We start from the raw sequence: 14,105 nt of genomic DNA on the forward strand, positions 1-14,105 counted from the left end.
ACCGAAGGCTTGGCTCCTTCTCTTTTATAATCCTCCATGCAGAGGAGGTGCAAACATAAAGTAACCGTTAACCTTACAGGACAAATGAAATATTCTTTTATCATACCGGTGTTCAACCGCCCGGAGGAAGTTGACGAACTGCTGAAGAGCCTTACGGCACAGACCGTGAAGGACTTTGAGGTGATTATTGTTGAAGACGGCAGCACACGCACATGCAAGAGCGTATGCGAGGGATACAGCGGAGCGCTCGACATTCAGTATTTTATGAAGAAGAACAGCGGACCGGGACAGAGCCGCAACTATGGAGCGGAGCGCTCTAAAGGAGAATATCTCATTGTGCTCGACTCTGACGTGGTGCTGCCCGAGGGCTATCTCGCGGCAGTAGACGCCGAACTGGCCAAGACCGGGGCCGACGCCTTTGGCGGTCCTGACCGCGCGCACGACTCGTTCACCGACACGCAGAAGGCCATAAGCTACTCCATGACAAGCTTTTTCACCACCGGAGGCATAAGGGGCGGAAAGAAGAAACTCGACAAGTTTTATCCCCGTTCGTACAACATGGGCATACGCCGCAGCGTATATCTGAAGCTGGGAGGATTCTCAAAGATGCGCTTCGGCGAGGACATCGACTTCAGCATACGCATATTCAAGGCGGGCTGCAACTGCCGCCTGTTCCCCGACGCATGGGTGTGGCACAAGCGCCGCACCGACTTCCGCAAGTTCTACCGGCAGGTATTCAACAGCGGAATAGCGCGCATCAACCTTTACAAGAAGTATCCCGAATCGCTCAAGATAGTGCACATGCTGCCGACGGTGTTCACCGTAGGCGTGACGGCCCTGGTGCTGACATCTGCCGTGGGGCGTGTGCTGATGGAATACGACAGTATAGACAAGTGGTACTGGCTGTGCGCCGGGCCCTGGCTTCCGATACTTCTCTACTGCCTGCTGATACTCATCGACTCGTCAATAAGCAACCGCAGCTTTAAGGTAGGACTGCTCAGCATCCCGGCATCGTTCATCCAGCTGTTCGGCTACGGATGCGGATTCATCACTGCATGGTGGAAGCGCTGCGTGCTGAAGCACGACGAGTTTCATGCATTCGACAAAAACTTTTATAAGTGAGAATGGAGAATTGAGAATGGATAATTATGATTACCTTTGAAAGGTATAATTTTGATGTAATCTGATTATTCATTCTCAATTCTTCAATTAAAGCAATCTGCTGACAGCAACCAGCTGCATATTTAATTCATGCAATCGGCATACGCTTCATTCTTTTTACCTTTACAACCTTATTCTTTACCTTTATAACCTTAAAACAACACTAATGCTACAACGGAAAGAAAACATAATATTAACCAAGACCGAGGCCTTTTCTGCACGTATAGTCAATATGTACAGATACCTTGTTGAGGTGAAACACGAACACATTATAGCAAATCAGATACTTAGAAGCGGCACAAGCATCGGAGCCAATACAGCTGAAAGCAGAAACGCACAAAGCAAAATTGACTTTATACATAAGCTGAGCATTGCGCTAAAAGAAGCCGACGAAACGGAATATTGGCTGAAAATGCTTAACAGCGGCCATTATATTACGGACAGGCAACTGCAATCTATGATGAACGACAACGAGGAAATTATACGCATACTCACCAAAATTATAAAAACATCAAAAAGCAGTTTAGTGCCATAAGCAGAGATATTTACGTGCCCTGCTATTACCCCATTTCTACATTTTGTAACAATCTAACTTGTTTTGTACACGTCCAATCTGCAAACAAAGCAACACAATAATAATCAAAAAGGCAAATCATAATTTTCCATTCTCAACTCTCAATTCTCAATTTAGAACAATATGTCAAAACTAAGCATAAACCAATGGGCCGAGGACGACCGGCCACGCGAAAAGATGATGCGGCTCGGGGCACAGGCGCTGTCGAACGCCGAACTGCTGGCTATACTCATAGGCTCGGGCTCGCCCGAAGAAAGTGCGGTAGACCTCATGAAGAGAGTGCTCAACGACTGCAACAACAACCTTAACTCTCTCGGCAAGATGAGCATCGACCAGCTCACCTCCGGCAACTACAAGGGCCTGGGACCGGCCAAAGCCGTAACCATACTGGCAGCCTGCGAGCTGGGCAAGCGCCGCCAGGCCGAGAAGGCTGAAGAGCGCAAGCGGCTCGACTCGGCAGCTGCAATCTACGAGTTTATGCACCCAAAGATGCAGGACTTGAGCGAAGAGGAGGCATGGATCTTGCTGATGAACCAGAACTGCAAGCTGATAAAAGACATGCAGCTGTCGCACGGCGGCATAACCGAGACGGCCGTGGACATACGCGTGGTGATAAAGAACGCACTGCTGTGCAACGCCACCATCGTGGTGCTCTGCCACAACCATCCGAGCAACAACCCCATGCCGAGCGGCGACGACGACAGACTGACGCAGCGCATGAAGAAGGCGTGCGAGATAATGCGCCTGCACTTTCTCGACCATCTGATAATCACCGACGGACGATATTACAGCTATTCGGAGGAGGGACGGCTGTAAGGAAAACGCCTCCCTGCAAAGGCAAAGCACACAACCGCGCAACAGCCTGACATCCAACACGTTACAAAAGGCCATCTTTTAGCTTCTAAAAGGTGGCCTTTTAGCGTGCAATATGTGGCCTTTCGGAAGGCGAAAGGCGGTCTTTTAGAAATCAGTCTCAATGGCAATACCATACAACAGCCTAAATCGCCACAATCCAGGTCAATGCAACGCCGGTGAAAGGCAGCAGAAAAAGGCCGGCAGCAAAGCATTGACGACGGCAGAGAATGACAGAGTTTTCAGTGTAGAAAATATATTTTTACAAGTTTTAACCATACCCCCATGCAAGTTTTCTGTCGCCGTAACATTTACAATTACGAGTACTCACAAACAAAATAACGTAAAATTAAAAACAAAAAAGCAATGAAATCTTTGAAATTAATATTTGGATTTATCATGGGCTTATGCCTCACAGCAACAATGACATCTTGCGACGACGATGAAGACAACGGCGTAAGCGTACCACAGGAAGTACTCAGCGCAATGCCCGGCACATATGTAAACAGCATGGAATACGGCGAAGCTACAGCCGACTCGGCAATGACCGTAACTCTCGGAACAGCCGACATGCAGTTCAACCTGCCCGTAAGCAACATCATAAAGGACGTTGTTGCAGCAGAAAACCTCGAGCAGGCGCTCAACACATACAAGGCCGACACATGCAGCGTAAGCTACAGAATAAGCGGATATGCCAACAACATTGTAAGCATGACAGCCGACAGCTGCATCTGCAACTTTGAATACCAGGCCGGCGAGAACACCGTGAAGGCTACTGCCGACGTGGCCGTTACGACAGCATCATACAACGGGGAGGACAACAAGCTGACGCTGACACTCAACATCAAGAACGTGAAAATCGACGGAAAACAAGTTGAGGACTACACAGCAACAACTGTCACTCTGCCTGCAACCGAAAAACAGCAAGACAATCAATAATTACTACAACTGAATCCGCCCGGACGCCTTCTGCCATACGCTTGCGTCCGGGCTTCTTTTTGCGCAAAGTCCAATCTCAGCCAACACCACTCCGCTGCACAGACAGGGCAACAGCCGTGGCACAACAGAGCGCCGCACGGCACAAAAAAACGGCATAAATTTTGTAATACGCTTTTTTTCACCTATCTTTGTATTGCCCTATTATGCAACAGGCACACAGGCACGGCACAAGCAGCGGCCTGCACACAGATGATGCAACTAATCATAACATAAGAATCATGACTCAAGAAGAAAAAACAGCTATAGAAGAGAGAATAGTAGATGTGCTCAAGACTGTATACGACCCGGAAATACCCGTAAACATATACGACCTCGGACTGATTTACAAGATTGACGTGAAAGACGACGCCACCGTGGACATCGACATGACCTTCACCGCGCCCACATGTCCGGCGGCAGACTTCATCCTCGAGGACGTAAGGCAGAAGGTTGACAGCCTCGACGGCGTAAAGTCGGCCACGGTGAACCTCGTGTTCGAGCCCGCATGGGACCAGAGCATGCTCAGCGAGGAGGCACGCCTCGAGCTGGGATTCGAATAACAGCATATCTTAAATACTAAAACATCTGCACCATGAGAAAGAATGTCTACATACTGTCCGACGCACACCTGGGCTCGCTGGCCATAGCTCACGGCCGCACGCAGGAGCGCAGGCTGGTGCGGTTTCTTGACGAAATAAAGAACAAGGCCGCGGCAATATATCTGCTGGGCGACATGTTCGACTTCTGGTACGAATACAAATATGCCGTGCCCAAGGGATATACGCGCTTCCTGGGCAAGCTCTCCGAGCTGACCGACATGGGCGTCGAGGTGCACTTCTTCACCGGCAACCACGACATCTGGATGTACGGCTATCTCGAAGAAGAGTGCGGCGTAATCATACACACCAAGCCAACGACCGTAGACATATACGACAAGGTGTTCTACATGGCACACGGCGACGGCCTTGGCGACCACGACCCTAAGTTCAACTTCATACGCCGCGTGTTCCACAACCGCGTCTGCCAGCGCATGTTCAGCGCGCTGCATCCGCGCTGGGGCATCTGGTTCGGACTGACATGGGCCAAGCACAGCCGCATGAAGCGTGCCGACGGAAAGGAGCCGCCCTATCAGGGTGAGGACAAGGAAGCCTTGGTAAAATACACCAAGAAGTATATGAAGACCCATCCGGACATCGACTATTTCATCTACGGACACCGCCACATAGAGCTCGACCTCATGCTGTCGCGCAAGACGCGGATGATGATTATAGGCGACTGGATATGGCAGTTCACATACGTTGTGTTCGACGGCGAGCACCTGTTCCTCGAAGAATACGCCGAGGGCGAGAGCAAGCCATAAGCCTTCAGCATCTACGGCACAACAACGGCGGCATACTGCACAGCATCAGGCCGCAACAACAGCGACAACACGCACGGGGCGCAAGCCTCAACAAATAAAAAAAGGTGAGAAAGACGGCGTCATGACATATCAGACGCACATGCTTTCTCACCTTTATTATATGCTATCCGTGTAAAGATTACAGCAGATTCATTGTGTCTGTTGCAATCATCAGCTCCTCGTCGGTAGGAATTACGCATACCGTAACCTTAGAGTCGGGAGTAGAGATGATGGCTTCCTCACCGCGGATGGTCTTGTTCTTCTCAACGTCGAGCTTAACACCCATGTATTCCATGTTCTTGCATACATCCTCACGCATAGAAGCCTGGTTCTCGCCAACGCCTGCGGTGAACACGATGATGTCGCATCCGCCCATGGCAGCAGCATAGGCTCCAACGTATTTCTTTATTCTGTAGCTGTACATGTCGAGAGCCAGCTTGGCACGCTCGTTGCCCTCATCGTTGGCAGACTCTATCTCACGCATGTCTGAAGAGATGCCTGTTATGCCGAGCACACCACTCTTCTTGTTGAGCAGATTTGACATTCCGTCAGCGTCGAGACCGAGTTTCTTCTCAAGGAATGTTATGGCACCGCCGTCGATATCACCGCTTCGTGTGCCCATCATGAGACCTTCGAGCGGTGTGAGACCCATTGATGTGTCAACACATTTGCCTCCGTCAACGGCAGCTATACTGCCTCCGTTGCCTATGTGGCAGGTGATGACCTTCTTGTCGGCAGGATTTACGCCCAGGAAGTCGCACACTCTCTTTGACACATAGCGGTGGCTTGTTCCGTGGAATCCGTAGCGGCGCACGCCATATTTCTCATAAAGCTCATACGGTATGGCGTAGAGATATGAGTGTGCGGGCATTGTCTGATGGAAGGCTGTATCGAACACGCCTACCTGAGGCAGACCGGGCATAAGCTCGCTGACGGCCTTAACACCCTTGAGGTTGGCCGGATTGTGCAGCGGAGCCAGGTCGATGCACTCTTCAAAAGTCTTGAGCACCTCGTCGGTAAGCACCACGCTCTTGTTGAACTTCTCGCCTCCGTGCACCATACGATGGCCAACGGCGTCGATTTCATTGAGGTCTTTAATAACGCCGATTTCAGGATCGGTGAGCAGTGAGAAGATGAACTTCACTCCCTCTGTATGTTCGGGAATGTCGTGCATTACAGTTTTTTTCTCTCCGTTAGGCAGCTTCACTTTAACGAAAGCGCCGTCGAGACCAACGCGCTCTGCACCGCCTGATGTCATGACAGACTTGTCGTCCATGTTGTAAAGTGCATACTTGATAGACGAGCTGCCGCAGTTTAATACTAAAATTTTCATGGTTATAAGTTGTTTATCGGGAGTTAAAGTAGTTATAGTAGTTAAAGTAGTTAAAGTCAATAGCCCTGTTGGCCATCATCAGCATAGCCATTATTTATCACACCCTTGCAATATGCGTTAAGCAGCCTGCTTGCATCAGACAGAGCTCCCATCAGTTCGTTGAAAACCGGAGCATCAACATACCCAAGGTCTTTCGACAAATAAACATAGCATCTGCATTCTTCAATGCTTCCTTGCGCGATGTTATAGAAGCGCAGCTTGTCTGCCTTGCTGAGTTTTTTATATCCTTCAGCAATATTGGCCGGAACAGAAACCGCAGCTCTTTTAAACTGAGAGCAGAGTCCGAAGCGTTCACATTCGGGAAAGGTGTTGGCTACCTTATATGCCAGCAAGGTAAACTTGTAGGCCTTCTGCCATGCCACCACGCTCTCAAAGTTGTTCATCTGCAAGGCTATTGACTTTAACTTCTTTAACTACTATAACTCCTTTAACTACTTAAATTATTAATTATGCTTTTGCATCCATTGCCTGGCATGCCGTGATGGCTACCAGCTTGTAAATATCCTCTACTGAGCAGCCGCGGCTGAGGTCGTTAACCGGACGGGCGATACCCTGAAGGATAGGACCTATGGCCTCGGCACCGCCAAGACGCTGAACCATCTTATAGCTGATGTTGCCTACCTCGAGGCATGGGAATACGAGAACGTTGGCTTTACCGGCGATGTCGCTTCCGGGAGCCTTCTTCTCGCCTACTGAAGGCACGAGGGCTGCGTCGGCCTGCAGTTCGCCGTCAACCTTGAGAGACGGATCGAGCTCCTTAGCCAGTTTTGTAGCCTCAACCACCTTGTCAACCACCTCATGGCTTGCGCTGCCTTTTGTTGAGAAGCTGAGCATAGCCACGCGGGGATCAGCGAAGCCTGCAACTGATTTGGCTGTCTGAGCTGTGCAAACGGCAATCTGAGCCAGCTGCTGTGCGTCGGGCATAGGTGTAACGGCAACGTCGCCTACTACGAGCACGCCGTTCTCGCCATACTGAGGCTGCTTTGTGATGAGCAGCATTGCGCCGCTGACGCATGTGATTCCGGGGGTGCACTTGATGATCTGAAGAGCCGGACGCAGAGTGTCGGCCGTTGTGCTGAGTGCTCCAGATATCTGTCCGTCGGCTCCGCCAGTCTTTATAATCATACATCCGAGATAGAGAGGATTCTTAACCAGCTCGCGAGCCTGCTCGATGGTCATGCCCTTCTTCTTGCGGAGCTCTGCCAGCAGGGCTGCATATTCCTCGCTCTTGGGGTTGTTCTCCGGGTCAACGATAGTAGCCTTGTCGATATTTTTCAGGCCCCACTGCTCTGCCAGAGAGCTTATCTCACCGGGATTGCCGATAAGAATGATGTCAGCCACACCTTCGGCCAGCACCATGTCGGCTGCCCTTAAAGTGCGCTCCTCTGTGGCTTCGGGGAGCACGATGCGCTGCTTGTTGCTTTTAGCGCGCTCAATGATTTGCTGAACTAAATCCATAGTTTTGTAGTTTTTAAATATATATGTGTGTTTTGTAATTTCTACTTTGCAAAAGTAGAAAAAATAATTTGAATAACATTGGGCTATTCCTTTTTTTTGATTAATTAAACGATAATAATCAAAAAGCTCGCCATGCAGGCAGAAATCAAACTGCGGAGCTATGCCTAAAGGCCGCCGCAGGGCGTAACACGACGGCTGCAAGGGCTGGCTGAGGCAGCCTCATACGGGCACGGACTAAGGACCGAAAGGAGGCCACGGCACGGGGACAAGCCTTAACCGGGCATTATTCCGAACATAGTTTTATCTACCTTGTCCATTCATGTTTTCAGCTGTATTCTTGCTTTCTGCCGTCGTCTTTACGTCAGCTTTTCTTTACACAACCTGCTATGCAGATGAAAATTATAACGAAAATCTGCTCAACATAAGGCAAAAATACAAGCTGAACACTGATGCTGGATTTGAGATGAGAGCAGCGTCAGACTGATGTCATGGCTCATGCTCTGTGCTGCCGTAATGCAAAAGGCCATGTTTCAGGCTCTAAAAGGTGGTCTTTTGCATGATAAAAGACGGTCTTTTGGAGCGCAAAACATGGCCTTTTGCAACGCACTGGATATCAATATGTTACACAAGCGTATTTTTCCTGCGTCACTGTATGCGAAGACGGGCGTCAGAATTCCACATAGGGGCGCAGGCGCTCGATGGCCTCGGGCGTGAAGTCCTTGCACAGTTTCAGGTCGTCGAGCGAATTTATTCTTCCGTGCAGGCGGCGGTATTCTATTATGGTCTTGGCTTGATAGAAGCCGATGTAGGGATGTCTGCGCAGACTGCTGAGCGGCAGCCGATTGAGGTTGAGCCGGCTAACCACAGGATGCTTCACCACGAAATAGGCTATGGCCGACTCGGGAAAGTTGTCAATCTCGCGCAGCTGATCAACGCTGACATATCCGCCCAGCCGACGGCCGTAGCTCACTATGGCGCGGGCAAAGCCGCTGCCTATGCCCGGCACGCGCTTCAGCTGCGACGTGTCGGCCGTGTTCAGCACGATATGTTCGCCGGGCTTTATCTTCACGGGGTATCTCGTCGTGTCGCGTATGGTCAGGTCGGCTGTGCTGCCTCCATACACCTCAGATGCCGGACGATAGTCGCCCTCGATGCGTATGTATGGCTCCAGTTCCTTAAACTTCTGCGCCGTAAGTCCGTAAAGACGTGCAAAGTCGGCCTTGGTGCGATATATTCCGCCCTTGGCCCTGTACTTATATATGTTTCTGACCTGCCACGGCGCCAGCCCGAGCCTCAGCAGCTGTGTGCTGTCTGCCGTGTTAGGGTCGAAGTATGACAGCTCAATGCGCCGGCCATCGGTATATTCCGCATATCCGTCCTTCTTACCGGCAGAGCCTTTTCTGCCGCCAGCCGCCACGGCAGGAGCATCTCCGGCCACGCCTGCAGGCGACTCGCCCGCGCCGTAACCGGCATAAATCAGCACCCCCGCGGCTGCTATGGCCACAAGGAGCACGGCCACCACAACACGGCGGTCGGTGCGGTTAAGATAAAAGAACCCGCGCATTTTTCTGTGATGCTAAATGAAACCGAACGGCATAGCCTCACCTATCAGATTATGCCAAACTGCTGAAGGAATATAAGCAATATTCCTACGGGACACACGTATCTAACACAGAACAGATAGATGCCGAACAGACGGCCGCGCAACGTGCCATGATTGGTAAACTCATCACGCACCAGCTTATGCGGCAGGAACCAGCCGAGGAATATACATGTAAGGAATCCTCCCACGGGAAGCATTATTTGTCCTGTAAAGAAATCGAACACATCGAACAGCGTGCGGCCAAAAACAGTCAGAAGATCGTATCCGCCCAAAGACATCGAACAAACAAGACCTATCACCGAGCAGGCCACGGTTACGATAGTGGCAGCACGCTTGCGGCTGAGCTTGCACTCCTCCTCGAAGAACACGGTGCTTGCCTCGTGCATGGAGATTATGGATGTAAGGGCTGCCAAAGCCAGCAACGCATAGAACGAGGCAGACACGACATAGCCCACAGCCGGCATGCTTGAGAATGCCTGCTGGAACACGTTAGGCAAGGTGATGAACACCAATGAAGGACCTGAATCGGGACTGATACCCACCGAAAACGCTGCGGGGAAAATCATGAGGCCCGCAAGCACGGCCACAACGGTGTCGATAAAGGCTATCTGGGCGGCCGACTTCATCAGGTCGGTATCCTTACTGAAGTATGACGCATACGTACACAGGCATCCCATACCAATACTGAGCGAGAAGAAAGCCTGGCCGAGAGCACCGAGAAACATGCTGCCGTCAACCTTGCTGAAGTCTGGTTCAAACAGAAACTTCACGCCCTCCATAGCCCCGGGAAGCATGCACGAAAGCACGACAATGACTATGAGAAGCACAAAAAGTATGGGCATCATCAGCTTTGAAGCCTTCTCAATGCCTCCGCGGATGCCGCGTATTATTATAAGGTGAGTAATAAGCATAAACAGAAGTGTCCAGAAGGCAGGCTTCCAGGGATTGGTCTCGAAAGACGAGAAATAACCTGCAAAGAAGTCGGGCGACCCGTGCAGATGGCCCGCAACCGAGGCATATATATAATGCAGGCACCAGCCTGACACCACGGCGTAATATCCCGAAATCAGAAAACCTGTAAGCACTCCGAGCAGGCCGACAAGCATCCACGGCTTTCCGCCGGACAAAATGCCGTAGGCACGCGCCGTGTTGGATGCGGCACGGCGTCCTATCACAAACTCGCTGACGATGCAGGGAATGCCGAGCAGAAGCACACAGGCAATGTAGACAATAATATACACTCCGCCGCCGTGCTCTCCCGCCATATAGGGGAAGCGCCAGACGTTACCTAATCCTACGGCAGAACCGGCCGTGGCAAGAATAATTCCAAGCTTACTTCCAAAACTTGCTCTCTCTGATTTCATAATAGTAAATTTTCACTTTAATGTCTTATGTTACCATTAACCACTTGCACCCGCCTGTTGCCAAAAGTCAAAGCCTGCATAAGAGACGCTTCTTGTTTTCACGGCAATCGATGTCAGGTTTTCACAGAAATATGCTACCTTTGCACAAAAAGACTGACATTGATGAGACTAAGACAACCGCAAGTAAAGAAATACCCGTTTTCATATCTGTTTCTGGCCACGATATGGATTCTGTGTTTCTGCTATCCGCCACGCACTCCGCTTGACAACGTGGCATTCATAGACAAATGGGTACACATAGTTATGTATGCCGGAACATGCACAACAATATGGATTGAATACCTCAGACATCACAAGACACCTGAGACGATGAAGCTTTTTATATGGGCATGGCTCGCCCCCGTGATGATGAGCGGACTGATAGAGATACTGCAGGAAAACTGCACCGGCGGCAGGAGAAGCGGCGACTGGCTCGACTTTGCAGCCAATGCCACGGGCGTAACGCTGGCTGCCGTTATCGGAATTCTTCTGGCAAAGAGTCGCGCCAGGCACTGAACGGCGAGCGGCGCAGCGATGAGTTGTAGAAGCGGCGGTCGGCAGTTACCTCGTCGGCAATGAAGTCGGGCTTGACAAAAGGCTCGTCCTCGCCCTGCAGCTCCACTTCAGCCATTACCAGACCTTCGTTCTCTCCATAGAACTCATCTACCTCGAACACATGCTTTCCGCTGGCAACGAGATATCGGGTCTTGTCGATAATGCCCGGCTCGCACAGCTCCATAAGATGCGAGGCCTCGTCGAGCGTTATCTCCTTCTCAAACTCATAGCGGCTCATGCCTTTGCCGTCAGACGGTCCCTTGATTGTTATGAAGCCGCGGCCGTCGCGAATACGCACCCTGACAGTGCGCCCGCGCTCGCTGCAGATATAGCCCTGGCGTATGCGGCTCGACGATGTAGCCTGAGCCGCATACGGCCGGCCGGCCTTGTGAACCAAGAACTTGCGCTCTATCTCCAGACCACTCATATTACATCTGGCCTATCATTAGAACAACAAGATATATCACGGCAAAGATAACCAGTGCCGCAAATATCCATGTAACGACTTTCTTGCCTTGCTGTTCTTGTTCTGCCTCACGCTTAGCGCGGCGTAATTTTCTGTTCTGACTCATAGTTATTATCTTTAAAATTAAGGTTCTTAAAATATTGTCATACGGCCTGACGCATGGCCGAATGCCGCTGACGAGACAGCAAAATAAGCTGCAACGCCTGACGGCGAGGCGCTAATGCGCATGCCTGAAGAAAGCAACCGGACTGCATCCGGCATCATGTGCCGACGAAGAATTACTCCTCGTCGGTAACCGGAAACTCCATAAGGTATGCCTTGATGAAGCCGTCGATCTTTCCGTCCATCACTCCGTCCACGTCAGACGTCTGATAGTTGGTGCGGTGATCCTTGACACGGCGGTCGTCGAAGACATAACTCCTTATCTGACTTCCCCACTCTATCTTCTTTTTTCCTGCCTCAATCTTGGCCTGAGCCTCGAGGCGTTTCTTCATTGCGCGGTCGTAGAGCTGCGACTTGAGCAGGCGCATGGCGTTGTTGCGGTTCTCAAGCTGCTTGCGGCTCTCTGTGTTCTCGATGAGGATTTCCTCTTCTTCGCCGGTGTCGGGGTCGACATACTGGTAGCGCAGACGCACACCGGTTTCCACCTTGTTGACGTTCTGTCCGCCGGCACCTCCCGAACGGAACAAGTCCCAGCTGACCTTTGACGGGTCGACATAGACCTCGATCGTGTCGTCAACGAGAGGTGAAACGAACACGCTGGCGAAGCTGGTCATGCGCTTGCCCTGCGCATTGAACGGAGAGACACGCACCAGGCGGTGGACTCCGTTCTCGCTCTTAAGATATCCGTAGGCATACTCTCCGCCCTCAATCTCCATGGTAACGCTCTTTATTCCGGCCTCGTCGCCCTCCTGCAGGTTGCTGATTGTAACCTTGTGGCCGTGAGCCTCAGCCCAGCGCATATACATACGCATGAGCATCTGTGCCCAGTCCTGGCTCTCGGTGCCGCCGGCGCCGCTGTTTATCTTGAGCACACAGTCCATGGGGTCTTCCTTCTGGCGGAGCATATTATTAAGTTCAAGGTCCTCGATGGCCTTTATCGCCTTGGCGTAGTCTTCGTCTACCTCCTCTTCGGTAACCATATCGTCATGATAGAAGTCGAAAGCCAGCTGAAGCTCGTCGGCACAGGTGCGCACCTCCTTATATCCGTCGATCCAGCGCTGTATGCCCTTCACCTTCTTCATCTGTTCCTGGGCGCGCTTAGGGTCGTCCCAGAAGTCGGGCGCCTGTGTGCGCAGCTGTTCTTCCTCAAATTCTATTTTCTTCTTGTCTATGTCAAGATAATGATGCAGTGCCTCGGCACGCTCCATCACATCTTTCAGTTGATCACTTGTTATCATCTGGGTTACTGTCGTTTTTTCTGTTATTTAACGGGTGTTTCAGGCTGCACGGCGTCAGCGTCTTCATACATCTTGTCTATTACGCCGGCGTAGTTCTTGTTGAGCACCTTTCGCCTTATCTTGAGCGTATTGGTAAGCTCTCCGCTCTCCATAGTGAAATGCTTTGGCAGTATGGTGAAGCGCTTTATCTTCTCATAGCTGGCAAACTGCTGCTGAAGCGTCTCTATGCGGTCGGCCATCATCTTGTTGATGCGCGGGTCGGCGCACAGGTCTTCGCGGCAGCCAAACTTTATGTTGTTGTCGCGGGCGTATTCCTCGAGCAGGGCATAGTCGGGTATAACCAGTGCAGACACAAACTTGCGCTGGTCGGCTATGACGGCTATCTGGTCGATAAACTTGTCAACAAGCAGCTTCGACTCTATCATCTGCGGCGCTATATATTTGCCGTTGGATGTCTTGAAGAGGTCTTTTATCCTGTCTTTCAGGAAGAGTTCACCTTTACTTATATAGCCTGAGTCGCCTGTATGGAAGTATCCGTCCTCGTCGAACACCTCGCGGTTGAGTGCGTCGCGCTTGTAATATCCCCTTGTGATGGTGGGGCCTTTGAGCAGAATCTCGTCGTTCTCGCCTATCTTAATGTCAAGACCGCTGATCGGGCGACCTACCGACCCTACTGTGAAAGGTTCATTCTTATGGTCGCACGACACGGTGGCGAGGCTCTCGGTGAGGCCGTAGCCAACGATCATGTCGATTCCGATAGAATGCACGAAGCACTCCACCTCCTCCGACACCGTGGCTCCTGCCGTGGGGAATATGTTGGGATGCTCTAGTCCCAGCTCATTACGCACGATGCTGAAGAGCGT

At 51.1% G+C, this 14,105-nt stretch carries 16 protein-coding genes; 7 read left to right on the forward strand and 9 right to left on the reverse strand.

The genetic code is table 11. The annotated features are described in order from the left end of the window. The first annotated feature begins 84 nt into the window (after window positions 1–84). The 6 genes from QVO66_RS07410 to QVO66_RS07435 all read left to right on the forward strand — a co-directional run bounded on the left by QVO66_RS07410 (window position 85) and on the right by QVO66_RS07435 (window position 4,925). Window positions 85–1,122 carry a glycosyltransferase gene (locus QVO66_RS07410; RefSeq protein ID WP_021854821.1) on the forward strand — a complete coding sequence of 346 codons (1,038 nt, stop codon included), beginning with the start codon at window positions 85–87 and terminating at the stop codon, window positions 1,120–1,122. Window positions 1,123–1,327: 205 nt separating this feature from the next. Then, the gene (locus QVO66_RS07415; protein WP_021854822.1) at window positions 1,328–1,696 is read left to right on the forward strand and encodes a four helix bundle protein; all 369 of its coding nucleotides are present in this window, start codon (window positions 1,328–1,330) and stop codon (window positions 1,694–1,696) included. Window positions 1,697–1,858: 162 nt separating this feature from the next. Next, a complete protein-coding gene (gene radC / locus QVO66_RS07420) occupies window positions 1,859–2,551 on the forward strand; it encodes a RadC family protein (RefSeq protein ID WP_021854823.1) in 693 nt (230 codons plus the stop codon). A 402-nt stretch (window positions 2,552–2,953) separates the two neighbouring features. Beyond that, window positions 2,954–3,526 carry a hypothetical protein gene (locus QVO66_RS07425; RefSeq protein WP_021854824.1) on the forward strand — a complete coding sequence of 191 codons (573 nt, stop codon included), beginning with the start codon at window positions 2,954–2,956 and terminating at the stop codon, window positions 3,524–3,526. A gap of 278 nt (window positions 3,527–3,804) precedes the next feature. Continuing rightward, window positions 3,805–4,125, forward strand: coding sequence for a metal-sulfur cluster assembly factor (locus tag QVO66_RS07430; RefSeq protein ID WP_021854825.1), 321 nt, complete (start codon window positions 3,805–3,807; stop codon window positions 4,123–4,125). 32 nt (window positions 4,126–4,157) lie between these two features. Further along, a complete protein-coding gene (locus QVO66_RS07435; RefSeq protein WP_021854826.1) occupies window positions 4,158–4,925 on the forward strand; it encodes a UDP-2,3-diacylglucosamine diphosphatase in 768 nt (255 codons plus the stop codon). A 178-nt stretch (window positions 4,926–5,103) separates the two neighbouring features. Here QVO66_RS07435 and QVO66_RS07440 read toward each other — a convergent pair whose 3' ends face one another. The 5 genes from QVO66_RS07440 to QVO66_RS07460 all read right to left on the reverse strand — a co-directional run bounded on the left by QVO66_RS07440 (window position 5,104) and on the right by QVO66_RS07460 (window position 10,782). Beyond that, entirely contained in the window at window positions 5,104–6,297 is a 1,194-nt protein-coding gene (locus QVO66_RS07440) for an acetate/propionate family kinase (RefSeq protein WP_021854827.1), read from the reverse strand. Between the two features lie 56 nt (window positions 6,298–6,353). Next, on the reverse strand, window positions 6,354–6,740 hold the full coding sequence (locus tag QVO66_RS07445) for a four helix bundle protein (RefSeq protein WP_021854828.1): 387 nt from the start codon (window positions 6,738–6,740) through the stop codon (window positions 6,354–6,356). 64 nt (window positions 6,741–6,804) lie between these two features. After that, window positions 6,805–7,815: a phosphate acetyltransferase gene (gene pta / locus QVO66_RS07450; protein WP_021854829.1), complete on the reverse strand. Its 1,011-nt coding sequence runs from the start codon at window positions 7,813–7,815 to the stop codon at window positions 6,805–6,807. A gap of 667 nt (window positions 7,816–8,482) precedes the next feature. After that, window positions 8,483–9,379, reverse strand: a complete 897-nt coding sequence (locus tag QVO66_RS07455) for a helix-hairpin-helix domain-containing protein (RefSeq protein ID WP_021854830.1) — start codon at window positions 9,377–9,379, stop codon at window positions 8,483–8,485. 44 nt (window positions 9,380–9,423) lie between these two features. Then, complete coding sequence (locus QVO66_RS07460) at window positions 9,424–10,782, reverse strand: sodium-dependent transporter (RefSeq protein ID WP_021854831.1); 1,359 nt, start codon at window positions 10,780–10,782, stop codon at window positions 9,424–9,426. A 162-nt stretch (window positions 10,783–10,944) separates the two neighbouring features. Between QVO66_RS07460 and QVO66_RS07465 the strand changes: the two genes are divergently transcribed. After that, window positions 10,945–11,337 (forward strand): VanZ family protein, encoded by a 393-nt coding sequence (locus tag QVO66_RS07465; RefSeq protein WP_021854832.1) that lies wholly within the window; start codon window positions 10,945–10,947, stop codon window positions 11,335–11,337. Here QVO66_RS07465 and QVO66_RS07470 read toward each other — a convergent pair. The 4 genes from QVO66_RS07470 to QVO66_RS07485 all read right to left on the reverse strand — a co-directional run. Beyond that, a complete protein-coding gene (locus QVO66_RS07470; RefSeq protein ID WP_021854833.1) occupies window positions 11,297–11,803 on the reverse strand; it encodes a CYTH domain-containing protein in 507 nt (168 codons plus the stop codon). The genes QVO66_RS07465 and QVO66_RS07470 overlap by 41 nt on opposite strands. 1 nt (window position 11,804) lies before the next feature. Further along, window positions 11,805–11,948: a hypothetical protein gene (locus QVO66_RS07475; protein WP_021854834.1), complete on the reverse strand. Its 144-nt coding sequence runs from the start codon at window positions 11,946–11,948 to the stop codon at window positions 11,805–11,807. Window positions 11,949–12,120: 172 nt separating this feature from the next. Beyond that, the gene (prfB, locus tag QVO66_RS07480; RefSeq protein WP_021854835.1) at window positions 12,121–13,242 is read right to left on the reverse strand and encodes a peptide chain release factor 2; all 1,122 of its coding nucleotides are present in this window, start codon (window positions 13,240–13,242) and stop codon (window positions 12,121–12,123) included. Between the two features lie 23 nt (window positions 13,243–13,265). Further along, window positions 13,266–14,105 (reverse strand): AMP-binding protein (locus QVO66_RS07485; RefSeq protein WP_288172725.1); only part of this gene is annotated, 840 nt, incomplete at its 5' end.

The sequence above is a fragment of the Prevotella sp. CAG:255 genome (genome assembly GCF_000431195.1).
GTDB classification, from domain to species: domain Bacteria; phylum Bacteroidota; class Bacteroidia; order Bacteroidales; family Bacteroidaceae; genus Prevotella; species Prevotella rara.